Annotated in this window: 24 protein-coding genes, 1 tRNA gene and 1 pseudogene; 11 read left to right on the forward strand and 15 right to left on the reverse strand. The window is 43.5% G+C overall.

Translation table 11 applies throughout. From position 1 onward, the window contains the following. Window positions 1-31: 31 nt before the first annotated feature. Entirely contained in the window at window positions 32-1,090 is a 1,059-nt protein-coding gene (tilS, locus tag EYO12_03320) for a tRNA lysidine(34) synthetase TilS (GenBank protein ID HIA92119.1), read from the reverse strand. On the opposite strand from tilS, the gene EYO12_03325 reads away from it, so the two are divergent. Continuing rightward, window positions 1,070-1,720, forward strand: coding sequence for an HD domain-containing protein (locus EYO12_03325; protein HIA92120.1), 651 nt, complete (start codon window positions 1,070-1,072; stop codon window positions 1,718-1,720). The genes tilS and EYO12_03325 overlap by 21 nt on opposite strands. After that, entirely contained in the window at window positions 1,695-2,315 is a 621-nt protein-coding gene (locus EYO12_03330) for an HD domain-containing protein (protein HIA92121.1), read from the forward strand. The genes EYO12_03325 and EYO12_03330 overlap by 26 nt, the downstream gene beginning before the upstream one ends. A gap of 15 nt (window positions 2,316-2,330) precedes the next feature. Here the strand turns inward: EYO12_03330 and EYO12_03335 are convergent, their stop codons facing one another. Next, window positions 2,331-2,804, reverse strand: coding sequence for a hypothetical protein (locus tag EYO12_03335; protein HIA92122.1), 474 nt, complete (start codon window positions 2,802-2,804; stop codon window positions 2,331-2,333). 35 nt (window positions 2,805-2,839) lie between these two features. Further along, window positions 2,840-2,916: transfer RNA gene (locus EYO12_03340), tRNA-Met, on the reverse strand. Window positions 2,917-3,037: 121 nt separating this feature from the next. Between EYO12_03340 and EYO12_03345 the strand changes: the two genes are divergently transcribed. The 4 genes from EYO12_03345 (at window position 3,038) to EYO12_03360 (ending at window position 5,984) form a co-directional block, all read left to right on the forward strand. Next, entirely contained in the window at window positions 3,038-3,613 is a 576-nt protein-coding gene (locus tag EYO12_03345; protein ID HIA92123.1) for a hypothetical protein, read from the forward strand. 1 nt (window position 3,614) lies between these two features. Continuing rightward, on the forward strand, window positions 3,615-3,920 hold the full coding sequence (locus tag EYO12_03350; protein ID HIA92124.1) for a hypothetical protein: 306 nt from the start codon (window positions 3,615-3,617) through the stop codon (window positions 3,918-3,920). Then, the gene (locus EYO12_03355) at window positions 3,907-4,500 is read left to right on the forward strand and encodes a vitamin K epoxide reductase family protein (GenBank protein HIA92125.1); all 594 of its coding nucleotides are present in this window, start codon (window positions 3,907-3,909) and stop codon (window positions 4,498-4,500) included. The genes EYO12_03350 and EYO12_03355 overlap by 14 nt, the downstream gene beginning before the upstream one ends. Before the next feature lie 296 nt (window positions 4,501-4,796). Beyond that, a complete protein-coding gene (locus EYO12_03360; protein HIA92126.1) occupies window positions 4,797-5,984 on the forward strand; it encodes an MFS transporter in 1,188 nt (395 codons plus the stop codon). A gap of 76 nt (window positions 5,985-6,060) precedes the next feature. Here the strand turns inward: EYO12_03360 and EYO12_03365 are convergent, their stop codons facing one another. From EYO12_03365 to EYO12_03375, 3 genes are all read right to left on the reverse strand, one after another. After that, the gene (locus EYO12_03365; protein ID HIA92127.1) at window positions 6,061-6,585 is read right to left on the reverse strand and encodes a hypothetical protein; all 525 of its coding nucleotides are present in this window, start codon (window positions 6,583-6,585) and stop codon (window positions 6,061-6,063) included. Between the two features lie 337 nt (window positions 6,586-6,922). Continuing rightward, the gene (locus EYO12_03370; protein HIA92128.1) at window positions 6,923-7,537 is read right to left on the reverse strand and encodes a hypothetical protein; all 615 of its coding nucleotides are present in this window, start codon (window positions 7,535-7,537) and stop codon (window positions 6,923-6,925) included. A gap of 45 nt (window positions 7,538-7,582) precedes the next feature. Next, window positions 7,583-10,312 (reverse strand): cation-translocating P-type ATPase, encoded by a 2,730-nt coding sequence (locus EYO12_03375; protein HIA92129.1) that lies wholly within the window; start codon window positions 10,310-10,312, stop codon window positions 7,583-7,585. Window positions 10,313-10,573: 261 nt separating this feature from the next. Between EYO12_03375 and EYO12_03380 the strand changes: the two genes are divergently transcribed. The 4 genes from EYO12_03380 to EYO12_03395 all read left to right on the forward strand — a co-directional run bounded on the left by EYO12_03380 (window position 10,574) and on the right by EYO12_03395 (window position 14,137). Then, window positions 10,574-11,578, forward strand: a complete 1,005-nt coding sequence (locus EYO12_03380) for a hypothetical protein (GenBank protein HIA92130.1) — start codon at window positions 10,574-10,576, stop codon at window positions 11,576-11,578. Further along, window positions 11,571-12,275, forward strand: coding sequence for a hypothetical protein (locus tag EYO12_03385; protein HIA92131.1), 705 nt, complete (start codon window positions 11,571-11,573; stop codon window positions 12,273-12,275). The genes EYO12_03380 and EYO12_03385 overlap by 8 nt, the downstream gene beginning before the upstream one ends. 47 nt (window positions 12,276-12,322) lie before the next feature. Then, the gene (locus tag EYO12_03390; GenBank protein ID HIA92132.1) at window positions 12,323-12,595 is read left to right on the forward strand and encodes a hypothetical protein; all 273 of its coding nucleotides are present in this window, start codon (window positions 12,323-12,325) and stop codon (window positions 12,593-12,595) included. 120 nt (window positions 12,596-12,715) lie between these two features. Further along, window positions 12,716-14,137, forward strand: coding sequence for an NAD(P)/FAD-dependent oxidoreductase (locus EYO12_03395; GenBank protein HIA92133.1), 1,422 nt, complete (start codon window positions 12,716-12,718; stop codon window positions 14,135-14,137). Here the strand turns inward: EYO12_03395 and EYO12_03400 are convergent. The 4 genes from EYO12_03400 to EYO12_03415 all read right to left on the reverse strand — a co-directional run bounded on the left by EYO12_03400 (window position 14,130) and on the right by EYO12_03415 (window position 17,546). Beyond that, window positions 14,130-14,942 carry a hypothetical protein gene (locus EYO12_03400; protein HIA92134.1) on the reverse strand — a complete coding sequence of 271 codons (813 nt, stop codon included), beginning with the start codon at window positions 14,940-14,942 and terminating at the stop codon, window positions 14,130-14,132. The genes EYO12_03395 and EYO12_03400 overlap by 8 nt on opposite strands. 191 nt (window positions 14,943-15,133) lie before the next feature. After that, window positions 15,134-15,466 (reverse strand): TfoX family protein, encoded by a 333-nt coding sequence (locus tag EYO12_03405; protein ID HIA92135.1) that lies wholly within the window; start codon window positions 15,464-15,466, stop codon window positions 15,134-15,136. Beyond that, entirely contained in the window at window positions 15,463-15,834 is a 372-nt protein-coding gene (locus EYO12_03410; GenBank protein ID HIA92136.1) for a hypothetical protein, read from the reverse strand. The genes EYO12_03405 and EYO12_03410 overlap by 4 nt, the downstream gene beginning before the upstream one ends. Window positions 15,835-15,887: 53 nt before the next feature. Further along, window positions 15,888-17,546: a 2,3-bisphosphoglycerate-dependent phosphoglycerate mutase gene (locus tag EYO12_03415; protein ID HIA92137.1), complete on the reverse strand. Its 1,659-nt coding sequence runs from the start codon at window positions 17,544-17,546 to the stop codon at window positions 15,888-15,890. Between the two features lie 40 nt (window positions 17,547-17,586). Between EYO12_03415 and EYO12_03420 the strand changes: the two genes are divergently transcribed. Next, complete coding sequence (locus EYO12_03420) at window positions 17,587-18,828, forward strand: phosphopyruvate hydratase (GenBank protein ID HIA92138.1); 1,242 nt, start codon at window positions 17,587-17,589, stop codon at window positions 18,826-18,828. Here EYO12_03420 and EYO12_03425 read toward each other — a convergent pair. From EYO12_03425 to EYO12_03445, 5 genes and pseudogenes are all read right to left on the reverse strand, one after another. After that, entirely contained in the window at window positions 18,821-19,411 is a 591-nt protein-coding gene (locus EYO12_03425) for a hypothetical protein (protein HIA92139.1), read from the reverse strand. The two genes, EYO12_03420 and EYO12_03425, sit on opposite strands and share 8 nt — an antisense overlap. A gap of 880 nt (window positions 19,412-20,291) precedes the next feature. Then, window positions 20,292-20,432: pseudogene (locus tag EYO12_03430) on the reverse strand (FmdB family transcriptional regulator). Window positions 20,433-21,001: 569 nt separating this feature from the next. Beyond that, window positions 21,002-23,176, reverse strand: coding sequence for a hypothetical protein (locus tag EYO12_03435; GenBank protein HIA92140.1), 2,175 nt, complete (start codon window positions 23,174-23,176; stop codon window positions 21,002-21,004). Next, window positions 23,173-24,222, reverse strand: coding sequence for a hypothetical protein (locus EYO12_03440; protein ID HIA92141.1), 1,050 nt, complete (start codon window positions 24,220-24,222; stop codon window positions 23,173-23,175). The genes EYO12_03435 and EYO12_03440 overlap by 4 nt, the downstream gene beginning before the upstream one ends. A 25-nt stretch (window positions 24,223-24,247) precedes the next feature. Then, a complete protein-coding gene (locus EYO12_03445) occupies window positions 24,248-24,574 on the reverse strand; it encodes a hypothetical protein (protein ID HIA92142.1) in 327 nt (108 codons plus the stop codon). Between the last annotated feature and the right edge of the window lie 23 nt (window positions 24,575-24,597).

Raw genomic sequence — 24,597 nt, forward strand, 5'->3', positions numbered from 1 at the left:
AATATGGTTTGTTCCTCTCTGTAGTGTCTCACTATTTTAGCACTTCCATACGTGGAGTGCTAATCCGCACAATTGATGAAATTTGCTTCTGGTGCTTGAGCTCTATTCTACTGCCAAGTTCGGTAATTTTACTAGGTAAAGACGCATTAATCGAGTCTGCTCCCCTCGTAATTTGCTCTGTATTGAGCTCGGCATCGCTATTTAATCGCAACACCAAAAACCTCAGTAGCTCATGTTGTATTTTTTGATCGAGACTTGAAAAAGCCTGCCTGTCGACGTTAATGCGTGCACCCTGTTTATCAGAAACCGCTTTTTCGATACCACCTAACAACTCGTCGATTTCTGCATTAATTGTAAGCATGCGGCTGTATATTTTTTGTAGTTTTTTAGACGTATTTTGAGCCCGCCCCAGCTTTGCTCGAATTGCATTACGGGTATAGGTGTTGTCTTTGTTGGTTGAATCCTCGACAAACTCTATATTATGCGCAACACAGTACTCATAAATTTGATTTTTAGTTACGTTTAATAACGGCCGTTTTATATGCAGCGTTTCTTTTAGTGACGTCAACCCACTCCGCCCCGTTCCCCGTTGAAGGTTAATAAGAATTGTTTCCGCAATATCGTCGGCATGGTGGGCGGTAATAATTGCAGTGGCATCATGCTTTACGCGAAGGTCGTGCAAAAACTCCCACCGACCGGCACGGGCAGCTGCTTCACTTTTTTTAGGCAGTGTGAGTTTAGTTGATACGTAGTTGAGCTTATATTTTTGCGCAAGTTCGCGCACAAAGCGCTCATCGTCGCTGCTGTCGGTACGCCAACCATGGTCAACATGCGCTACGATAAGTTCGTATCTATTTTTTATTTTTCTTTTTTCACCTTTCATTGATTTTTCATTATTCGGTTGATCATTGGTAGATTCTAAATTATTCCGAACCAGCCTGTCTGTGGGCAAGACTGCGAACTGCGAACTGCGAACTGCTAGCCTGTGCAGCAGCACAACCGAATCTACCCCACCAGACACTGCCACAATGTACTTCCCTGGTTTCGGCCATAAAATTTCCATGCCATAATGATAACAATGAATGAACATGACCTGTTAGATAAACTAGACCACGTATTCAAAGAGCTGATTTACCCTTTTCATGTGTTGGAACGTGATATACCTTTTCAGTTAAACGGCCAAAGTAACTACAGAAACGAAACCGATACCGAACATTCGTTTACTCTGGCACTTGTGTCGATTTTACTCGCACCACACATTGATCCCGCATTAGATATTGGCAAGTGCTGCCAGCTAAGCATAGTGCATGACTTAATCGAGGTTTACGCAGGCGATACGTCGTTTTGGGCCAACAAAGATTTGCAAGATTCTAAAAAAGAACGTGAAGCGGAAGCTGTTGGTATCATCAAGTCTAAGTTTGGGTCTAGTTTCCCTAATTTACCTGAACTCATAGATGAATATGAACTAAAAAGCACTAAAGAGGCTCAGTTTATAAGCGCGTTAGATAAGTTTTTAGCTTTAGCTGTACTGCAAACAAGCAAAAGTAACTATTTTAAAAAGAATAAACTCACTAAAACACAGGTAGAAAAGGAGGTTCTGCTTCGTCACCGTGGTAGAGGCTTAGCCTATGAGCCTTTTAATTCAGTCTACTTGGCGCAGTTAGAGCGATTTATGAAACAAACTGACTATTTTCATGATGACGAAGCCTCGTCCTCATGAAATACTAGTTACTATGGCTTTACCGAATATAAAGAAACTCATTGAACTCCAAGCATTTATTCAGCAACTTAGAGCCGTAAAACGAACGGCGTATATTCCGGGAACTGACGAGAAAGAAAACGATGTTGATCATAGCTTTAGCCTAGCTGTTACCGCATGGTATATAGCGTCCGGATCTGACAATAACTATGATACCGAGAAAATTCTTCAGTATGCGCTGGTGCATGACATGGTAGAAGTTCATGCTGGTGATACCTACTTTTTGGCAGACATATCGACTTTAAACGCCAAAAAAGAAAAAGAAGCAGCTGCTCTGCGTCAACTAGAGGCGGATTGGCGAGACCAGTTCCCTGAAATGATTCAACGAATTAAGGAATATGAAAATAAACAAACTAAAGAAGCTCGATTTGTATATGCGGTTGATAAAATAATGCCCTTAACCATACACGCTAATGACAACTGGCGAACGTGGCGAGAAATGGATGTTGACCCGCACGCAGCGTTTAAAATTAAGAAAGAAAAACTACCAGTTTCAGAAGAAATTGCTAAATATTTAACTGAAATCGAAGAGCTAATGATGAGCTACGAGAAATAACATCCTAAGCCTTGTTTAAAATGGCTTAGGTAAAACCCCGACACTAAACTGATCTGGCTCTGCTTTTAAGCAGGTGACAGCTACCTGATCGTGCAATGTCACTAAGTCGACTACGCCTTCGGCCCCAGGTAAATACAGATCGTCGTGAGTTTTTGGATGTTGAATCTCAATTACTGATTTTTCTGGATCAACAACCGTTATTTTTGAGCTACAAACGTACAAACCTTCATCGATTGGATTAATACCAAAGTGTTGCGTGAAATAGTTTATGATTTTTTCAGTTCTAAATCGTTCATTAAAAGTAACAATTACAGGTCGTGTCTCGCCAGCTTCAAGCTGGCCGTCAAGTAGTCGCAGAGCCTTCACCGTTCTTTGTCCTCTATTTTCACGCCACTGTTGTTCTCGGGCAGAGCGATTAGTGCCTAAAAAAATACCGCCTTCGCGGCGGTTTTGGGGTTCGATAACTGGTGGGTCTAGTATATCACTCATACTAGGCTTTAATTATATATTAAACGGTTCGAAATTGGTAGCGGCAGGTGGAATTGAACCACCGACCTCAGGCTTATGAGTCCTGCGCTCTAACCATCTGAGCTATGCCGCCGCAAAAAATTTTATACAGAATAATCTGCTGAGATACAACTATACCAGATGTCTATCTTATTGATAAGAATCAATTTAACGACTAACCTAATAGCATAAGGTATATAAAAAAGGACGAGGTTATGAGCAACAATACACAAGAGACGCAAAATATTAATGTGGTTTTGGGGGTAGTGATTGCCTTGTTGCTAGCTTTTCCGCTTGGCTATGTAGCTGGTAATGCTCAATCAAATAATGCTGATACTACTACCGTAATGGACGAAGCTCATAGCGAAACAGAATCAGATGAACATACTCACGACCACGTACTGTTTGATGTAGACGCAGCCGACGCCCCAATGGTTATGAACGTACGCGTCACACCAGATGCAATGGCTGGCTGGAACATTAGCTTTGATACCGAAAACTTTACGTTCGCCCCAGAGAACGCCAGTAGCAGCCATGTTGCTGGCCAAGGCCACGCCCACTTATATATTGACGGCGAAAAAATTACGCGACTATACGCCAACAACTACTACATTAGTGAACTCGGCGATGTTGGTGAACATGAAATAGAAGTAACACTAAATACCAACGACCATCAAACATACAGTGTTAACGGCGAAGAAATTGCGGCACTCACTACTGTTACCGTTACAGAAGAATCAAGTCATTCACACGATGAAACCGACCACGGTTCTGATATGGAAATGAACTAACGTGTTCCAGCTTTTCGCACACGGCGGTGAAGACCATAGCGACTCAGCTGAAGCCGCTCAACATGTACTAGCGCTTAATCCGTTTATTGCCACAATGTTCGTAGTTGGTTTTGTCATACTTTCGACCACACTTATTTACAAAGTTACTAAATCTTCAACCGCAGCTTCATACTCTTTGCTTGCTCAACTACTGGGGCTTGGCGTGTTTAGTTACTCTGTTCTGCCTCTTTTAAGTGGTTTGTGCATTGTTGTCGGTTTTGCTTTGTCGATGCTACTGGCTTTTGGGGGCCTTCATGACACGAAATAATCTCAAAAAAGTATTCCCTTTTATCCTCGTTATTGGCGGGCTGATTGGGTTAGTAGCCTCCGGTGTATTGGTGATCGAAAAACTTAATATAGCTGCCAATCCTGACTATGTACCAAGCTGCAGCCTAAACCCAATTCTAGCCTGTGGCTCTGTGATGGAAACTGATCAAGCAGAAGCCTTTGGTTTTCCTAATATGTTGATTGGTGTTGCCAGTTTTAGCGTACTTATTACCGTTGGTATGGCCTTGTTTGCTGGCGCACGATTTAAAAAATGGTTTTGGCAGGGACTACTAGCTGGTTCAATTTTTGGCGCTGGATTCATAACATGGCTGTTCTACCACAGCGTGTATGTTATTGGGGCATTATGTTTGTATTGCATTATCGTTTGGGCGGCAGTTATCCCTATTTTTATCTTTACATTGCAACAATACGCAGAACGATATGCTGCAAAGTCCAAACTAACTAAGTTCTTCACCTACGTTAAACCTTATCAATTGGTCGTTGTCTGGTACCTGCTAATCGCTGTAGCGATATTGATTGAATTTTGGTTCTACTGGAAAACAACGAGTTTATTCAGCTAAATTTGACTAAAGTTTTATACTATTCTATAGTAGTGTAATTATGTGTAACGATAAGCATAACAACCGATCACAGATTCTACCAACAACTGCAATGTTTGCAGGTGTCTATCCTGCTGTGGCTTATCGCGGAACAAACTTTTAGAAAATTAATACATTTCACTAGGATCCAGATAAGCCCTCAAGCAAAAGAGGGCTTTTTAATTTGCAACAACAACTCTTTTAAAAACAATGCTTGAGAGCTGATTTGGTCTTAGGGGGATCTAAGATTAGCACCTAATTAGATAAGGAGATACATTATGAACAGTAAACTAGAACAAAAAATGAAGCGAAACCTGAAACTGCTGTATATTTTGCGAGCCATACGGTCATTTGGTGTGTTTGCTCCTGTAATTGTTCTGTTCTTTCAAGAAAACGGGCTTAGCCAGACCGAAGTGTTTGCGCTGCAGTCTATCTTTGCAGCAGCGATCGTACTGCTAGAGGTGCCGAGCGGCTACTTCGCAGATGTCTTTGGGCGCCGAATAAGCGTGGTGCTTGGAGGACTGTTTACTGCACTTGGTTTTGGAGGTTACGCGCTAGCGAGTGGCTTTGCGCAATTTTTGCCGATGGAAATACTTATCGGAATTGGCCTCAGTTTCCTAAGTGGAGCAGACCAAGCACTAGCCAGAGATAGTTTGATCGCTTTGAGCCGCGAGAGCTACTACCGCAAGTTTGAATCCAGAGCGCACGAGCTGAGTAGCTGGTCATCTGCTCTAGCAGCACTTACCGGCGGCTTTATTGCTCTTATTAGCCTGCAATCGGTTATTGTTGCTCAAGCAATTGTTACAGCTTTGTTAGTTCCGTTTAGTCTACTCATTATCGAGCCTCCTCGGACAAAGCCAACCGGCAAGAATCCGTGGAAGCAAGTCAAAAAGATAGTTCGATATAGTCTGCGCGAGCACCAACAGCTGAAGTGGCTCATCGCCTATGGAGCGGTGGTTACTACACTCACACACACTATGTTTTGGCTTACTCAGCCACTGTTTGAGCAAGTCGGAGTACCCCTTGGCTGGTTTGGAGCGCTGACAGCCTTGTTGTTTGTTAGCCAAGGCCTCTCTGCCAAAGTAAGCATTTGGTATGAACAAAAGCTTGGCAAACGACGGGCCCTGAAGAGCTTTGTACTTATAGGCACAGTTAGCTACGTGCTGATTGGAGCGTTCACTCTAGTGTGGATGCTGCCTGTACTACTGGGCTTTCAGTTCATACGTGGCGCTGCCATGCCAGTCATGAGCGACTATGTTCATGAACATGTTGAGTCTGATATTCGAGCTACGGTGATGAGTGTTAATAGCTTAGCTAGTAAGCTTTTCTATACCTTCGCCGGCCCTGTTGTTGGTTTGGTTGTAGACAACTACTCGCTCAGTGCCGGTTTATGGTTTTCCGCTTTACTTTACGGTACCCTTGGTTGGTTCGTGTTGTCACGAATGAACCGCAATGGTGACCTTTGAAGTTCTTCTTATCAAAATAAGCAAGACCAGCTCTAGGGAACGTCCCTACGATGAGCTGGTCTTTAAATTTTTACGTTTAAGATAACCTAATGCGATCCCAAGACTGATACGCGTCATTCAATACAAATGAAACAAGCTCTTTCGTTGCTGGTGACAGATCAACACTATTACTGCTAATTTCATCAATACTAAACAAGCCAACTGTTCCGGACTCCCCTTGTTGCGGGGATAATTGTGGTTTTTGATCAGTAACGAAGCCGTATGCTAGGTCAGTGTGAAAATGTTTGGTATCGCCTATTTGGTGAGTATTTACCGCAAGCGGCTGGGGATGCCACGCAACACCCTTACTTTGTGGAACAAAGCGCTGTGGCGGCTGCAGCAACTGAAGCTGACTCATCTTGTAACCGGATTCTTCTAGAACTTCATGTGTTAATGCCTGCCACGGATTTTCATTTAATTCCACGTGTCCACCAAATTGTAGCCACATTTTTAGTTTTTTGTGCATGTGCAGCATTACTTTAGGTGCGTTCGTTTCAATTTTGACGATGTAGGCACTAACCGTCAGGTCATGCTCGTCATCATTAGTGTGTATGTGTGCCATTTATAAGTCCAATCATAACAAAAGCCCCTGCTTTAGAGGGGCTTTTATCTACGCGTTCCGTTTATTTTTAGCAGAAGGCGCAATCTTCAGAGTCGCTTTTTTCTTTAGCGTTTATTTCGTCCAAAACTGCTTGAGCGCTAGCCGCCGCGTCATCTTGGTCGTCTGCCTTTGAAGACTTTGACTGTTTATCATCGTTTAAACCAAAAACCATGTTTGTTTTTCTTTCTTGGCCTTTGACGTTATGTTTTAGCCAAAGGCCTTTTTTGTTTTAGTTGATGATGACTATAATATATACCGCTTTTGCTTATTTGTCAATAACTTTTTGTAGAATATGTTGTTATACCTTCCGACTCCACGAAGTCATCCATGGGTGCTGATGTAAGCCGCACCGTCCGTCGTTTTTTTGTGATTCCTGTTCACGCCCAGAACACGAACCATCAGCAAACGCTTGATCACGTGTACCTGTTTTGCGTATATAAAAAGCATTTAAAAACTCGTCGCGTTCTTCTTGCGTTTTTGTTGCAAATTGTTCTAAGGCATTGATTCTTCGTAATGGATCGCCCATAAAATATTCTATTGACCCTTGTTCTCGTTGGCTTACTTCTAAAAACCGCGAATTCTCAGGAGCTATTAGGCCTCTGTCGTGTCTATCGCTGCGTTGTTGGTGTACGGTTCTGCTCAGTCCGATCCAGCACAACAGTTCAGAATTAATTTCTGGAAGCTGCTCAAGTTCGGTGACCAAAGAAGTGTTTTCTGGAGCATCGGCAAAATCAATTACTAAGCGTATACCTCTTTTTCGGTTGCCTACCAGATATCTTTCGAGGTGAAATGCACGTGCGACGCGTGAATCGTCCGCTCGACCATGTAAGCAATTAAGTGGCACGCCATCGGCGCGTCGTAATGCTGTATCGGCATCTGCGTAAAAATCCACTCCACTATATAATTCGTTCATTACAAATATTTTATAATGAAACGAGTAAAACTCAAATTACGATGGTTACGAGCTGGGCACGTCGGGCATAATCCGGTCTAAAATCGGGTTGGCGATTTTCATGGCTGCAAATAATACTACCGAAACAATTCCGATAGCTATCCAGTGCACAGCACCGACTGGTACTAGTCCAAATAAGTCGGCCAGTGGTTGGACGTACACAACCGCTGCAAGTAACGCAAAGCTACCCGCAATAGCTACGCTAAGCCACGGGTTAGAAAACCAGCGTATGTTGTAGTCAGTGCGTATATCTATAAGTCGAACCATTTCATAGACAACCATTCCAATAAAGGCCACCGATTTAGCTAGTGCGTCTGACTGAGGACCATCGAAGACAAATCCGAAATGAATCAACAAAGCAATCGACATCATGCTGCCAAACAAGAACATCTCTGTCCAGACGCGCTTATTTAAGATTGACCCCTGGAAACGCCATGGCTTAAAGCGCATTATGCCTTTTTCTGCTGGGTCTGAACCCAAAGCTACAGCCGGCAGACCGTCGGTGACTATATTAATAAATAGAAGTTGAGCGGCCGTTAACAATAGGTCTTGGAAAATTAACACACCAAACAGTATTGAAATAACTTCGGCGATATTGGCGCTTAGTAGATAATTTACGAATTTACGGACATTATCAAAAATGCCGCGGCCTTCTTCTATGGCGTTGATGATTGTCAGGAACTGATCATCAAGCAATATCATGTCGCTGGCTTCTTTAGCGGCGTCAGTACCAGTTATGCCCATTGCTATGCCGATATCGGCCGCTTTGATAGCTGGTGCGTCGTTCACGCCGTCACCGGTCATAGCAACTTGGTGGCCGTGGCTCTTTAGAGCTTGGACAATACGTATCTTGTGCTCTGGGTTAACCCGAGCGTAAACACGAATTTTTTCTACACGTTTTTCAAATTCTTCCTGGCTCATTTTATCGAGCTCTAGTCCTGTCACTGTGTCACCATGAATACCAATTTCGGCCGCTACAGCACTCGCCGTTTCTGCATGGTCACCAGTTATCATAATCACGTCCATGCCTGCTTCGCTGGTGACTCGTTTTATAACTTCGGTAACTTCCACCCGCGGTGGGTCCATCATGCCCTGCAAGCCAACAAATACCAGGTCACTTTCGATTTCTTGGTCTTTATGAAGCGGTTTACGTGACTGTTTGTAAGCAAAACCTAAAACCCGTAAAGCTTGCGATGCTAATTCAGTATTTGCCTCCATAATGTGTTTTTTATGGGCAGCTGTAAGTTTTACTTTTTTGCCGTTGAGGTAAATGTGACTACACGCATCTAACACTGCTTCGGCGGCTCCTTTAGTAGCCACAAAATAGCCCGACTTTACTTTATGAACAGTGCTCATGCGCTTTCGGTCAGAGCTAAATGGCACTTCTTCGATTCTTTTGGCAAGTTTATTTATTTTTTCTTTTTCTATGCCAGCTTTACCTGCACTTGCAAGCAAGGCCGCCTCGGTAGGATCGCCGATTATGTCATGTTCATTCTTTAATTGTGAGTTATTGCACAGTGCTCCAATGCGCAGTAACGAGTCTAGCTCGCTAGCTTTTACCTCTGCCCCATTTTGACTGAATGATCCTTTTACTCCGTAGCCTGTACCGCTTACTTCGTAATAGCTGTCGTCGTACCACAATTTCCTAACTGTCATCTCACCCTTTGTCAGCGTGCCTGTTTTGTCGGAACAAATTGTGTCAGTACTGCCAAGTGCCTCTACAGCAGATAGCTTGCGCACCAACGCATTTTTACCGGCCATACGACGCGCTCCGAGCGCTAAACTAATTCGAACCACAAATGCCAAGCCTTCCGGTATGGCTGCAACTGCTAGGGCTACGGCCGCTGTAAATGCAAAGATTAACCGTGCCACAAGACTGGCGTCGATTGCTTCTTTGTCAAAGAAGAAAATGACAACAAAAACAATTGCACATATCGCTATTACTCCAATGCCAAGTTGCTTGCCAAGAGCGTCAAGTTTTTTCTGCATTGGTGTTTCTTCGGTCTCAACTTCGTTGACAAGCTTAGCGATTTTGCCGATTTCTGTGCTGCTCCCCGTCGCCACCACAACACCAGTACCAACACCGCTGCTTACAAAAGTGCCAGAAAATACCATGTTCTTTTGGTCGCCCAGGGCTGAATCTTCTTCAATGGCGTCGGTGGTTTTTTTAACGGCTTCAGATTCACCCGTTAGTGACGCCTCGTTTATAAGCAAACTCTTTGCTTCAATTAAACGGACATCGGCCGGTATTTTTTGGCCTTCTTCTAATAGTACAATGTCGCCCGGTACTAATTGGCTGGAAGGGATTTCAATAACTTTACCCTCACGCAAAACCTTGGTGTTTTGTGAAACTAACTTCCTTAACGCCTCAACAGTTTTTTCGGCGCGGTATTCATTTAAAAAACCAGTGATTGCAATAGCGATTACGATGGCGAATATAAGGAGCGCTTCGGTGTAGCCTTCTGACTCATGTTCTTGATGAAGTGGAGAACATTCTTGGCTTAAGTCATAGGTTTCGACAAAATTGGTATCACATATTTGTTGGGTTGGCAGACCCAAACAATACTGCGATACGGTACTTGTTCCCTGCTGATCAATAACATCACAACCGATTTTTTCTTGAATTTGCACAAGAGTTGTAGCTGAAAGCTTAACTTCTTCACTGTTTTCGTTTGTAGTACTTATAGTATTTACAGCACCCGAAACTACCGCAGCGATTAACAAAATAATTACCAATACATCTTTAAACTGGTTAAAAAACAGTTTAAATGGCGAAATTGTTGAGCCGCTTTCTAATTCGTTAAGCCCAAATTTCTCTTGACGTTTTTTTACTTCTGACTCTGACAGCCCCTTAGCATCCCAGACATCAAGTTGTTTGGTTGCCTCGTGGCTATCAAGTTTATATGCCGGCGTCTTTAAAATATCCCCACCTTATTGATTTTTTACTATTCTTATTCGAATTATATGCTATATTACGTCTAAAGCATAAGCGAAAATATGAAAAATTTATTACAAAATCTAGCACAAAACATTTCAGCGGGCGGGTACGTACCACCGGCAGAGGACTTAGAGGCAACAACCTCAAACTTGTCGTATAACAGCGTTTTAATTGGGTCTGCTGTACTTATCATACTGTTAATTGTATCTGCATTAGTGCGTGACCGAGTACCAAAACTAAAGACCCCTCTATTTATATCGATTATCGTAAATACGCTTGTTGTTACACTTCTTTTAATTGGGTCAACAATTTACCTAAACACCCAAAGTGTAAGCGGTGGACCAGTTCACTGGCACGCTGACTTTGAAATTTGGGCTTGTGGCCAAGAACTCGAATTACGTGATCCAACCGCTTTTTTGTCTAACAAAATTGGCACAGCAACCTTCCACGAGCATGACGACCGCAGAATTCACCTTGAAGGAGTTGTGGTTGAAGAACGTGACGCTAGCTTAGGAAAGTTCTTCCACGTTATTGATGGTGGCCTGACTAGTAATTCTCTCATTTTACCATTGAACAATGCCTCACTAGATGAAGAACGCGGTACAGATAGCTATTTTGAAGACGAAACATCCGGAGAAGCTGACCCAGCTGAGCGTGCATACCTAATCGACAAATATTTTAATACAAGGGCTGATAGAGACCAGAAAGACAACACGTTTGCCAGTTTTATTAACGGTCAAACGTGTAGCGATGGTCAGCAAGCACAAGTCCAAGTTTTTGCTTACTCACTATTAGAAGACGCGGACGGTAATTATATAGAACAAAACATAGACGGCAAAACAAGAACAGTTTATACGCAAGCAAAACTAGAAAACCCAGTAGAGTTCCTTATTAATAGCGAGTCTGTTGTTCCTCCTGGTGACTGTTTAATAGTTGAATTTGATGAACCTAAAGATTTTACAGATAAACGATGTTTGCAATTTGAAGTCCAGGACGATGAGCTAGAAAAATACTTCTACCAAGACCCTACTGCAATTGATCCATTAGGAGAAGACAATGCTTGATTTACCTACACTAACGGTTGTCATCGGTACTGCTGCAATCGACTCAATTAATCCATGTGCAATTGGAGTGCTGATACTTATGATTTCAGTTGTGTTAAGTGGGGGCGGTAGCACTAAGCGCCTACTAGGTCTTGGATTAGCCTATATTTCTGCTATTTTCTTTACTTACTTAATCGCCGGCTTAGGGCTAGTTTACTTTTTCTCTAACATCCCGATTGTATTAGCAGAATACCTTTCTTTAGCTGTTGGATTTTTGGTGATCATTGCTGGTTTACTAGAAATGAAAGATTACTTTTGGTACGGCCAAGGCTTTAGTTTGCAAATTCCAGCAAAATACGCAAAAAAAATCCAAGAGTATTCTACACAGAAAAAATCTTACGGTGGTGTCATGTTCCTTGGTGCATTCGTTGCGGCAGTTGAGCTACCATGTACCGGCGCACCATACATCGCTATTATCACTATCCTGAGTATTAACTTTAACTTTGCCGCCTTTATGTTGATGATTCTATACAACATCATCTTCGTGCTGCCTCTAATAATTATTCTGTTTATGGTTGCTGGCGGCACTAAAGTAACGAACGTTAAAAAGTGGAAAGAAGAAAACAAGGGTGCAATGCGCTTGTTCATCGGACTAACCCTTATCGGTTTAGGGTGGCTACTGATACTAATTGCAAACGGAACCATCAACTTCGGTTAGGGACGATTTTACGCTACAATAATGCTAATGATTAACGGTGGGAACTAATGACAAAAACAGTCGTAAAACGAGCAGGTCATAGCGAAGATTTTGATGAACGAAAACTGTACGCCAGTGTTTATGCGTCGCTAATTGCTCTTCGGCATACAGACCAAGAAGCCGAATTGGTAGCCGACAAAGTAGTTACATATGTTAAGAAATGGCTCGAAAAGAAGCACGAAGTAACATCTAGGGATCTACTTCACAAAGCTGCCAACGTTCTTATTTCGTATAACGAAGACGCGGCCTACCTATACCAACATCACAGGAGTATTAGTTAATGGTAAGAACCCATACAGCACCTCGCATTTTGGCTACAAGTACAGAGTTTTGTGCTGCAAACCCATCATCGCTCTTCAATGTAATTCCAGTTACATTTCTTCACACTGCTGAATTTACGCATGCAAAATCTGCAATTTCGCTACAAAAAGGAGGCACGGATGGGTTCTAGAAACAAAGGCTACGATTACGATTTAATAGTTATAGGGTCTGGTTCTGGCGGGAATGTCGCTGCCAGCATTGTTGCAAAAACAGGTAAACGAGTGGCAATAGCCGACGAAGCACCAAAGCTTGGCGGTGAGTGCCCTAATTGGGCATGCGTACCAACAAAAGCTTTACTTCGCGCCGGAGAATTCTTAGAAATGGCCCACGAGGCACCAAAATACGGCATTAAAACCGGTAAAGTTAGTGTTGACTGGAAAAAAGTTAAAGCCTACAAAGACTTGGTTGTATCACGAACTGGCACCAGTAGCGCAGAAAGTTTTTTTAAATCACAGAACATAGATGTTCTTCATGGCCACGCACACTTTTTAGACAAGCATACCGTTACTATTAAGCGAAAACGCTACACTGCTCGCAAATTCTTAATTGCTTCTGGAACAAAGAGTTTCATTCCACCAATCAAAGGAATCGAAGAAGTTGGCTATATTACCTACGAACAAGCACTTGATGTTGCTAAGCCACCAAAATCACTGGCTGTTATAGGTGGGGGCGCCATTGGTTGTGAGTTTGCGCAAATATTTAACACCTTCGGCAGTAAAGTAATTCAATTCGAAGCCTTTGACAGACTGCTTGGCCGCGAAGAACCAGAGGTGGCTGAACTCACAAAGGCTATTTTTACGAAAAAAGGCATTGCCGTTAAAACTGGAACGATTGTGCACAGTGTTGAGAAAAAAGGTGCTAAAAAAGTACTCCACTTTGGCGATGGCACGCATAAAGGCACTGTTAGCGTTGATGAAGTTCTTATTGCAACTGGTAAAGTCCCGAACGTTGACCTTGGCTTAGAAAACGCTGGCGTAAAATATACCCGCCACGGTATCGAAACTAACCTAACAATGCAGACAAGCCAAACTAATATTTTTGCTGCTGGAGATGTGGTAGGACCTTATGCCTTTACTCACACCGCTGCCTACCAAAGTCGCTTAGCTGGACACAACATGTTTGCCCGCAAAGAAAACCGTTCCCGTGCCGACTACCACAATATCCCTCGTTGCGTATTTGTTTCCCCAGAAGTTGCCAGCGTTGGTATAACTGAACAAGAAGTTCGGGACCACGGTATTAAACCAAAGATCGGACTAAGTGCCGTCAACACAATTGGTCGCAGCAATACAGAAAACGCCAAAACAGGCTTAATTAAAATTGTTTGTAACCAAAAAGGTACAATCTTAGGAGCCAGTATTGTTGCTCCGCGAGCTGGTGAAATGATCCACGAACTAGCTGTTGCTATAAAATACCGAGCGCATGCTCACGATATTGCAGACATGATCCACGCCTTCCCTACCTGGAGCGAAGCGGTTAAGCTAGCCTGCGCTAAAGTTAAATAGCTAACTTCTGACCTAGCTTCCAAGCTTCCACAGCATGGCGAGCCTGCTCAAGCTTGCGTTTTTTGTCGTCTCTAACCTCAGGTGCATAATTTTCATAGGTTGCGTCATCAATCAAATCAAACGCACGATCTATGCGATCGATTGCTGATTCAATATATCGTGCAACTGGCCCATAAGCAGCGGCATGCTCAACTAGTTTTGGCAGAGCGTTGCCAAATACATCTGCGATAATCCAACGAAAACCTGATGTACAGCTCCCAGCAGAACCTTGTTCAATATGCTGAGCAGCGCGTAGACTGGTCCGGGTGTATCCCAGTAACTCAACTATATTAAATACTTCCCCCAGCTTAGTGCTGTCATCAAATGCTATCCGTTGATCTACAACGTCGGCATAGATGTCCTTAAGTTCTTCAACGGGGGTTTGTTGTAGCATAGTAGATAAAACTTGCTCTTCTTCGCGTTCATTCACATCGGTCTTTTCGCTATAGGTTATGTCCGTTACAACCGCCTCTCCTCTGTCGTGACTAAGAGCAGTCGCAAGAACTAGCTGTTGTTCGTATGGGGATAAAAATCCAGGATGGTCTTGCTCTAAATAATTTACAAAAACTCGCGCAACACCATACGTTAACGGCATATGAGTAAGATTATTGACATCTGCGCCAAGCAGTTCCATGTATTCATCTTCCGAAACATGACTTGGTCGATATCTATCGTAGCGAACATTTGATTTTAGTGTTTCTCCGTGCTCGGACTCGGCAAATTGCCAATGATCCTCGAATAAATTTTGCTCGAACGTTGTAGGCATAGTTCTCCTTTAAGCGTTGTTACTTATATAAGTTGTATCAGAACATATCTACAAACGCGAGCTAAAATGCCACAATTCACAATCTTTGCATTGGTACACGCCTAATTGAGCATCTTTATGGCGCCATGCCAGTGTAGCCTTGTTCGCTCGAGCTTCGGCTGCAGATTTAAATGCCAGCTTTTCTTGGCAGTTCATTGGCTATTGACCGCTGATTTTCTTGCCCACTCTGCTGCCACTAGCTGATCGTCAAACAATAAGGCCGGTGCGTACCAGTACGGCATAGTAGTCGGTTTTTTGTTTTTATGCCCTTCATACACCCATTGTTTACAGCCAGTATCAATAAAGTCCTGTCGATTATTGTCACCGACTTTAAGAGCTAACTGGCCGTCGCTTAAAACAACCGCAAAAATTCTACCGTCTAGATACAGCCCAAAACCACCAAACATCCGTTTAACACTTAGACTGTCGCCAAGCAAGGCGAAAACCTCGTCTACGAGATAATCTTTGAATTGGGTTATTGTCATAATTTACCCTGAACTGTATTGGCCGCAGACTGTACGCTGGCATTGATCGAAGTAGCGCGCTGCAGGTACTTATTAAGCACTTTTAAGTCACTCTCAAGTTCAGATTTGTCACGTTTTAGTTGCTTCAGCTCAGCTTTTTTATCGTATGAGTTCATCTTTTCTTTTTCTGCCTTCATGCGAACCTGAGCCGCATCAACAAGCTGTCCGTCTTGATCAACTGCTTCTTTTACAGCCTGACGCTTAAGCTCTTTGTAATTGTTTTTATGATCTTGAACCTGCTTAGTTAAGGTATTTATTTCACGATCTAATTGCGCAATTTTATTTTGCGCGTTCGTTGCAACAGATTGGGCTCGGGCAATATCAGACATATTCTATTAATAATACCAGTCTCCCTAGTTTATGCGTGATTAAAAAGAAGATCCTACGCTGGGGGCGGTGCGGTGTCGATAGTTCGTGCTTGCTTGTTGAGCTGTTTGCCAGAATTATCAACCGTATAAATTAAGGCTGTGCCAAAAATCATTTCGGTTGTTTCTATATCTTCGTCAGATATTGACTCGATATATTTCATAAGCGACCGAATAGAGTTGCCGTGTGCAACTATTAGGACGTTCTTTCCTGCCGACAGCAGAGGTACGATAGTGTCTTTGTAGAATGGAACTGCCCTCTCATAGACAGTTTTTAGAGTTTCGCCATTTTCTATTGAGTGATCCCAGCCGCGTCGGATTGAATTAAACTCCTCTTCGCCAACTTCGTCTTTGATTTCCCATTTATTTTTACCAGTAAGCACCCCGTAGTCTCGCTCGTTAATGGCGGAGGAAATTTCAAATTTAAGTGATTTTTTTGCAGTAGCTGCGATAATACGGGCCGTTTCATGAGTTCGAACTTGCTCAGACACAAACACTTTATCAAAAGTTACATCTTTAATTATTTCGCCAATTTGCGCAGCTTCTTTGCGGCCTTTATTGGTTATGTGCACATCGGTCGTGCCCGTCCATTTGCTCATGGCATTCCATTCACTTTCAGTATGGCGAACAATAACTAGTTTGCCAGTTGCAGTCTTTTTACTACCGACGCTGTTTTGAACGTTACCAGTAAAGTAGTTTTGTATATTTTCTACTGTGGTTTGGTTAATCCGTGAAACAGCTTCGTAGGTATTAAAAGCGTTGTGCTTAGTGACAATCACATTGTCCATACGCTGCAACGCCGATATTTCTATGCTGTGTTCATAGGTTTCTACGTCTGGGTGACCAGCTCGCAGCAAAAGCATCTCCTCGTTAAGATCAAGCAGGTGCTCCCCTTCTAACACGTCTAGGCCGGCACCATACAACTTTCCAGATTCAAGGGCATTGAGTAAGGCTTTGGTGTCGACCAGCTCACCTCGTGCTGTATTAATTAAAATAGACCGGTTTTTACATTTTTGTAGTAGTGATTCGTTAATAAGATGGTGATTTTCCTGCGTATACGGAGCATGTAATGAGATAACATCAGAATACTGTACAAGCTCTGACAAACTTGAGTAGGTCATGCCAACTTTTTGGGCCCGTTCGTGGTTCGGGTACGGGTCGTAACCGCGAATATTCATGCCAAAACCACGGGCAATTTCTGCAACCCTAAAGCCAATTTTGCCGGTTCCAATAATACCAATAGTCTTGTGGCGAAGGTCGTAGCCGCGCAGGTCGTCGTGAACTAATTTACCTTGCTTAGTTAGGTCATTAGCCTGATCAAGCCGACGTGTTAGGCTCAGCAGCATCGCAAAGGCATATTCGGCAACGGTGCTGCTGCCATAGCTTGGTACGTTTACTACCGCGATTAATTTATTGAACGCCGCATCAAGGTCAACATTATTAAAACCAGTTGAACGGCACGCAATTAGCTGCAAATTTGTAGCTTGCTCAAGAATTTTAGATGTAACCTTAGTACTAACAAATACGCTTATAGCAGCTGCATCTGTGTCAAAATTTTCAGCGGTTAAACCTTCGTCAACCAGCGTGATATCGAATTTTTCGGTGTCTAAGTGCTGCGACAACTGTTCTCGGTCTGTATCTGTTACGTCGTAAAAGACGATTTTTATCTTATCCACCTAGTTGCCCTTTTTAGTAGTTATATGTAACCATAAGCGTATGAAGATTAAAACTATACAGGCTCGACAAATACTAGACTCTCGCGGAAATCCAACCGTAGAAGTTGATGTGTGGCTTAAAAATGGCGGCTTTGGACGAGCAGCAGTTCCTTCCGGTGCATCTACTGGCGAGCACGAGGCAATCGAGCTGCGCGATAACGACGAATCATTCCATGGCAAATCAGTTACTAAAGCTATCTCCAACATCCATACGATTATTGCGCCGGCCTTATTTGGCGTTAGCGCCGACGATCAGCATCATGTCGACCAAATAATGATCGATACCGATGGTTCAGACAATAAAGCTCGTTTGGGGGCCAACGCCATTTTAGGGGTGTCGCTAGCCGTCGCCAAAGCGGCTGCGGATGCAAAACACGTTGAATTGTTTGAACATATTGGTGCCATAATGGGAAATATCACATTTAGCTTACCGCGGCCTATGATAAATATCGTGAATGGTGGCCAGCACGCTCCTGGTGCAACTGAAATTCAGGAATTTATGATATTCCCAAAAAACCAAGAATCATTTGCTGATTCGATTCGGTGCGGTAGCGAAATATTTCATGAACTTAAAAAGCTATTTAAAGACAAAGGACTATCGACAACTGTTGGCGATGAGGGCGGTTTTGTTCCCGGTATTAAAGATAATACCGAGGTCCTGGACGCTATTGTTGCGGCAATTGAGAGTGCGGGCTATCAGCCTGGAACCGACGTAGAATTAGCGCTCGATGTTGCCGCTAGTGAATTCTACGAAAATGGTGCCTACACCCTAAATCACCAAAAAGACCCAGTAGACCAAGGTCACATGATTGAGTGGTTAGTTAAATTAGCAGACGCATACCCGATTACTTCGATCGAAGATGGCTTAGATCAAAATGACTGGTTGGGCTGGAATGCTCTTACTCACAGAATTGGCGACTCAGTGCAAATTGTTGGCGACGATCTGTTGGTGACAAACACAACTTTCCTTACTAAGGCTATCGAAACTAAAGCCTGTAACGCTATCTTAATTAAGCCAAACCAAATAGGCACCCTAACGGAAACACTAGAAGCGGTTAAAATCGCCAAACAACATAATTTTGGCACAATTATTTCTCATCGCTCTGGCGAAACCGAAGACACAACAATTGCTCACATAGCTGTTGGCGTGAATGCTGGCCAAATAAAAACCGGCTCTATGAGCCGCGGTGAACGAACGGCTAAATATAATGAATTGCTAAGAATAGGTGAAAAACTTACCTAGAATTTAGAAAATCTGGACGTCCAGCAACAACTCTAAACCAAACAACAACCGTATGCAGGACAAAACTTAGCAGTAATATACCCCCGATGTTTTGTGCAATAACATATATAGTAGGGTCAATAAGCGCACTTTTAAAACGAGCTACAACCCACGGCAGCATGGTCCAGACAACAATGAAGGCCGTTAGCGGCAACCCAATGATTATCACTTTTCGTACAGCATGCTCTAGTAAAGTCGATAGCGGGAGCTCTCCCTTATTCACGTACTGAGTTTTTAAAACCCATCGGTTATACAGCCCAACCAGTGTGTTTGCAGTCAGCCACAAAAACACATAGACAATTAACCCAACTATGACCCAAAAAAATATCGACGCCAAATAACTGGTTATTGGTAAGCTCTCAGTAAGACGAAGCAATATTTCAAAGTTATCGATTACGGTGCGATTAATAAGCTCGACTGTATCGTAACCTGCCAGCCGCTCAACTACATCTTGCCACGCAATCGTCACTACAAACAAAGCACTCAGAAAAAAATATCCAACCACCATAATTTTTGTAGTTGCAAGGTAGTGAATATCAGACATCAGATTCTTTGTCGGAGTCCTCGTCTATTTGTTTTGTAGGCGTGAAGGTTTGCGATGGCTGCGGTGGCTCGGGTTTTGGAATATTTTCAAGTAACTCGTCTGGGGCTCGCACGGCTTGGTTGTCGGCCGAATCCGTAAGAGGGCTCGATGCAAATTCAGCTGTATCGTCAGCTTTTTCAGCGACAGCCATGTTTTTTGCTCTGTAAAATGCATAGCCGCCGGCGCCTAAAACAACCATCATAAATAGGATACTGGCTAGCACAATAACCAGCGACAAGTCTGCGCTGGTAGGGTCTTCAAACGGTAGCTGAACGTTTGCGACAACTACGTAGTCTTCCTCGAACGCATCTACGTTCGTTGGATCGACTAAGGTTTGATAGTAATCATCCACTCGTACATATTGCGAAAATCCTCCCTCTCCTTGCACAATCTCAATTCGGTGCTCGCCTGGAGCAATGTCATTGAAGACCGCTACACCGTCTGAATCGGTTTGGGTTTCTCGCACCTGCGAATACAACTTAACTTGCTGACGCGCATATGGATCACCATGTATGTCGATAACTTTAACTTCTAGCCTATAACCTCTTGTAATAAATTGAGCTAACTCTAATTCAGTAGAATTGCCGGCGGTGTCAGTTATTTGGATAGTGTAATCAAAAATATGTCCAGCTGGTAAATTACCGTCAGCAACCACAATTGAGTGTTGGGTTGTATTGGCAGCTCCGGCTGATGACTGAGATAATACTTCGCCGGCTAACCCATAATTTAGTACGGCTCTTGCTTTTTCGTTCGTCTCAAAACTAACTTTAACCCCTGTAAAAGTTGGTTCAAGCACAACTTCGCTGCTTATAGCTGGTGCTTGTGAATCAATTTCAGGTTGAGACGGCGATTCGCTGGAGCTCCCTCCTGACGAACTCGATCCTGAGCCAGATGATCCACCTGAGCTTGGCGGGGTCGAACCAGATCCAGACGAAGACCCTGAACCTGAAGAGCTACCTGATCCTGTGTTCGATGAACCATCGTCAGGTTCATTAGGTTGAGTTGGCTCGCTCGGTTCGTCTGGTTGAGTTGGCTCGTCAGGCTCGGTCTCAACTGCACTAATCGCTATAGTCGTGTTTGTGGTTTGAGTGTCATAGGCTTCTCCTGCTGTTGCTGCATAAGTCTCGGCGGCAGTAAAAGTTAGCGCTGCTTCACCAGCAGCAATTGCTTCAAATTCTACGACGCCGATTGTTGCCTGCCCTACTACCCCAGGCGGGTAGGTACCTCGGACCATTCTTATAACACCAGAATTTTCACTACTCTCTACCGTCACCTCAGGATATGAGCTCGTAGAATAATCGAAATTTCTAAACGTTAATTTAGATTGATCAAAATTGATTTGTGCTTGGACTGAGTCACTTTCGCCGCTGCCTGTGTCGACAACCACAGCTACCCTGACCTTCTGTCCAACGTCCAAAGACGAAGTGTTGGGGCTGAAAGTAAAGTTTGCAGAGCCATCTACACTAAAAGACTGCCCAGAAAGAAGGGCAAAACTCGCTATACCTAATACCGCCAAAATGGTGGTAATTGGCAGCGATCTTAGTATTCGCATCATCCTGTCCACCTACTCAGCAGTATCGATAAATCTAATAAGTTTACTATTCCATCTGGCTGTCCATTACTGCCGCCGCCAATATCTACGGCCGATGTTGAACATCTGTTATCGCTATCTTGAGACGTTTGGCACAGCCAGTTAGACAACAGAAGAGAAAGGTCTAATAAATTAACTTTATTACTAGCATCATCATTGATGTTGCCTTTTACGCCAGTCCTTAGAGTTACTGGATCGCTTTTCGGCGAGCTGTTTCCTGATGAATCTACTGCTTCTATTTGGTACGAGAAGGAGGTATCTTCGCTAAGGCCTGTGTCTGTAAAGGATAAAGAATCAGTATCGCTAATAATTGCATCGTCTCTGAATAAACGATAGCTATCGACGGCAATATTGTCGGTACTGGCAGCCCAGCCAAGAGAAATACTGCTCGTTGAACGTGAAGTTTGGCGTAGATTAGCTGGCGTAGTTGGAGCTTCTGCATCCCCAACATCAAGGGTCACCGCAGAACTAGAATCTATGCTCGGGACCGCTTCTCCGCTGTACAGCAGTGTGGTATTCCCGCTGCTGCCATTGAGCGAAATGGTCGTTTGACCCGCGAAGTCTGTTTCTTCGAACTCAACAATAAACATCGTGCTTTGACCGCTCAATGCTTCGGTATTACCAGCGCCAAGAACGACAGAGCTATTAGCACCATCAAGGGCTTGACTTACATCGTCAGGTGTTTGTGTACTAAAGGAACTAGTTGATCTATCTAAACTCTTAAAGCGAACGTGATCTGAATTAAAATCAAGCTGAACTTGAGCTGTTTCATACAGCCGCGGCTGACCATCACTATCTTGACCGCCATTCACCTCTACAGTCACATAGTGAACTTGATCAATAGATTGTGCGCTAACTGTATATGTTGCTTGAGTCGAATTATCTGGTGATTCTTCCCCCGGATCGGAGCCTGAATCAGGGGTAATCCATTCTGGATTGTTTATGAGACTCGCTTGAGTATTGCTGACGCTGTTAATAGTTGTACTGCCCGACCCTTCCCTAAACTCCCAATGAGCCTGAAGCCCGGCGGTGTTAGAAATATCATTCGTGCTACTTTGAGTTATTTCTGAAATCGATAAGGCTTTATTCCATATCTTAACCTCATCAATCTGACCTCTCCATTCACGGTTGTCATTACCGGTGTTTGCCCCAATTAGTGTTTTATTAGAGCTGCCTACATTAAGCTGTCCGCTTGCTGCTTGTGAGCCAACCAAAACTCCGTCTTTATAGAGCTTCATCGTCGAGCCGTCGTAGGTCGCCGCTACATGAGCCCATTCTCCTTCTTGTAATGTTCCTGTGCCAGCTATTAGAGTTTGGGTATTTGCGCCAATTTTAAGCCTAAGTCGTAAATCTCCCCCACTTATTGTCGATATCATGAATTCGTGGTCATTGGCACTAACACCAGAAGCTCTAGAAATAATCCGGCAATCGTCGCTCGAACAATTACTGATTTGCTCGGGGTGCACCCAAGCCTCCAGTGTTATGCCAGAACCATTGTCCAAATTAAACTGGCTAGTACCAGCATCTACATACTGGTTCGAACCATCAAAGTACAGATTTATTCCAGATTTACTATGAGCTGGCTCGGTAGTTTTATTAGTTGGGATAGGCTCGGGTGGAGGCGCAGTACAGTTTGAACCTGTGCCCGTTGGCGTGCAGCTCGGCTGACCATTTTCGTTAACCGGCACCAATAAAACACTATCAATTCGTAAGCCATCATCTGTACCTATCAATCGAAAATCTAAAGAACCAGAAGCTTGAACATTAGCCACATCAATTTTTGAAGCGCTGTCTCCTGACTGAAAGTCAACCCACTGCCAATCAGTTGTAAGTGCTACCCCGCCTACCTGCTCAACACATTGATCAATTCCGGCACCACTAATTTCAAGCGCGTAAGAATTTGCTGAAGACCCAGATGCTGCTGAAACCCGCGTCCAAACTCGGTACGTGCCGTCTGGTGCGCTGGCGGGAACAGTGGTACTAAAAGTGGCCTCTCCAAATTCTGGGTTAACTGAACATAACCCGTGTGCTGGCATGGAGCTACCTAGTGTCAGCCACATAAGTGCAGCAACGAAAACTCCCACTGCATATAGACTAAATACACGTGCCGTTTTAGTGAAAGAGGCTACTGTCATATTGGTTGCCCCGTATCGTCCCAGACGTTTCCACTTCTGTCAGTAAGTGTGTTGTTATTGGTCCGCAGTGGGCCAAACTGATAATCACGCCCAAATCTATTATTTATTACCCTATCGTTTGTTGGCTCTCCATAGCCATTGCCCTTATCATTTATCTGTACGCTGTAGCCGCCACCATTAATCCAGTTAGCCTCAACCAGTATATTGTCTACATTGCCAATATTTGTTTGCATAATAATCACCTGCGAGTTGTTATAGCCAGGCTCGTCGTGACGCATATCAAAGAAGTTCCCACGAACTGTAACATTACTGCCACTCACCATTTGAACTCCGTCAGCGTGAGAATCTGGGATTGATCCTAAATGAGAGATATAATTTGATTCAATTAAAACATTAGAAAACGGTTTGATCGCGTCAGATCCATGGTGGTGAATGTGAAGCCGTCTAATAGTGGCGTTGGATGCTACAATTCCCGAGCTTGTACTATTGGTAATTTCACCGTCTTCGATAACCAAATTTTTAGATGCATTGCTTTCAAACACCCCATTGTATATGCCGTAACGACCCCCATTAATATAAAAGTCCCGCAGTGTAACGTTGTCGGCTAAAATCGTAACCTGACCGGTGAAGTGGTATCCCTCAACAATTCGAGACCCACCATTATTGGCGTTCAGCCATGCATCGTCTATTACTGTGCCACTTATTTTTGTCAGGCTTGAACGAGGGCTAATGTGGCCAGTGTTTTGAGCGTTCGGTTTTGTGTAACCCATCCACTGTTCTTCGTCGCCGCCACCACCACCGTCACTAGATGACTCTTGTCCGAACTCAATATATCCACCAGAAGCATTTGGATCATCATATTTTCGTGCGACTAAATCGTCGGTTGTAGCTGACTCAGCCTCAACAAATATCACTTGAGTGGCAGCTCTACTGGTCAAAATATAAAATGTTCCAACAACCGTAAGTCCAATGATAGAAGCTAACAAAAATGGATTTTTAAAGTCTATCGAATCTTTTAAAAGCAATACTTTTCTCACAATCTTCACTGTCGGTCTTGTAATTTACTTTTATTCACAGCAATATCACTAAAACTAAATTAGTTATGGCCAGCGTTAGTGGACCAACTGCGCGTGGAACGTCTTTAAGTTGTATGCCAATTAAAAAGTCAAAGGCTTGTACGAAAATCATGGTAACCGCCACCGCTACTAAATATTCTTCTGAACGAACTATAAATAAAGACAAGCCCACAAGCGCCAAAGCTAAGCTACGCGAATACGCATACATTGCGTTTACTGGATCAGTTTTTCTAGACTGCAAAAGTGCCTGCAGCGAAAACCCGCTACTAATTACTGCGCTAAGCGCAGTAACGGAGGTGCACAACCAAAATATCGTGCTCATGGTTTTGAGTATACGGTATTTTT

The sequence above is a fragment of the Candidatus Saccharibacteria bacterium genome, assembly GCA_012965045.1.
Lineage (GTDB): Bacteria > Patescibacteriota > Saccharimonadia > Saccharimonadales > DTSZ01 > DTSZ01.

What these genes read in the sequence shown, in the direction of transcription:
- EYO12_03425 (HIA92139.1), bottom strand. Translation starts at nt 19,411, where the DNA reads ATGTCTGATATTCACTACCTTGCAACTACAAAAATTATGGTGGTTGGA.
- EYO12_03335 (HIA92122.1), bottom strand. Translation starts at nt 2,804, where the DNA reads ATGAGTGATATACTAGACCCACCAGTTATCGAACCCCAAAACCGCCGC.
- EYO12_03435 (HIA92140.1), bottom strand. Translation starts at nt 23,176, where the DNA reads ATGACAGTAGCCTCTTTCACTAAAACGGCACGTGTATTTAGTCTATAT.
- EYO12_03400 (HIA92134.1), bottom strand. Translation starts at nt 14,942, where the DNA reads ATGCCTACAACGTTCGAGCAAAATTTATTCGAGGATCATTGGCAATTT.
- EYO12_03445 (HIA92142.1), bottom strand. Translation starts at nt 24,574, where the DNA reads ATGAGCACGATATTTTGGTTGTGCACCTCCGTTACTGCGCTTAGCGCA.
- EYO12_03385 (HIA92131.1), top strand. Translation starts at nt 11,571, where the DNA reads ATGCTTGATTTACCTACACTAACGGTTGTCATCGGTACTGCTGCAATC.
- tilS (HIA92119.1), bottom strand. Translation starts at nt 1,090, where the DNA reads ATGTTCATTCATTGTTATCATTATGGCATGGAAATTTTATGGCCGAAA.
- EYO12_03420 (HIA92138.1), top strand. Translation starts at nt 17,587, where the DNA reads ATGAAGATTAAAACTATACAGGCTCGACAAATACTAGACTCTCGCGGA.
- EYO12_03390 (HIA92132.1), top strand. Translation starts at nt 12,323, where the DNA reads ATGACAAAAACAGTCGTAAAACGAGCAGGTCATAGCGAAGATTTTGAT.
- EYO12_03365 (HIA92127.1), bottom strand. Translation starts at nt 6,585, where the DNA reads ATGGCACACATACACACTAATGATGACGAGCATGACCTGACGGTTAGT.
- EYO12_03325 (HIA92120.1), top strand. Translation starts at nt 1,070, where the DNA reads ATGATAACAATGAATGAACATGACCTGTTAGATAAACTAGACCACGTA.
- EYO12_03405 (HIA92135.1), bottom strand. Translation starts at nt 15,466, where the DNA reads ATGACAATAACCCAATTCAAAGATTATCTCGTAGACGAGGTTTTCGCC.
- EYO12_03380 (HIA92130.1), top strand. Translation starts at nt 10,574, where the DNA reads ATGAAAAATTTATTACAAAATCTAGCACAAAACATTTCAGCGGGCGGG.
- EYO12_03345 (HIA92123.1), top strand. Translation starts at nt 3,038, where the DNA reads ATGAGCAACAATACACAAGAGACGCAAAATATTAATGTGGTTTTGGGG.
- EYO12_03355 (HIA92125.1), top strand. Translation starts at nt 3,907, where the DNA reads ATGACACGAAATAATCTCAAAAAAGTATTCCCTTTTATCCTCGTTATT.
- EYO12_03330 (HIA92121.1), top strand. Translation starts at nt 1,695, where the DNA reads ATGATGACGAAGCCTCGTCCTCATGAAATACTAGTTACTATGGCTTTA.
- EYO12_03410 (HIA92136.1), bottom strand. Translation starts at nt 15,834, where the DNA reads ATGTCTGATATTGCCCGAGCCCAATCTGTTGCAACGAACGCGCAAAAT.
- EYO12_03370 (HIA92128.1), bottom strand. Translation starts at nt 7,537, where the DNA reads ATGAACGAATTATATAGTGGAGTGGATTTTTACGCAGATGCCGATACA.
- EYO12_03360 (HIA92126.1), top strand. Translation starts at nt 4,797, where the DNA reads ATGAACAGTAAACTAGAACAAAAAATGAAGCGAAACCTGAAACTGCTG.
- EYO12_03395 (HIA92133.1), top strand. Translation starts at nt 12,716, where the DNA reads ATGCAAAATCTGCAATTTCGCTACAAAAAGGAGGCACGGATGGGTTCT.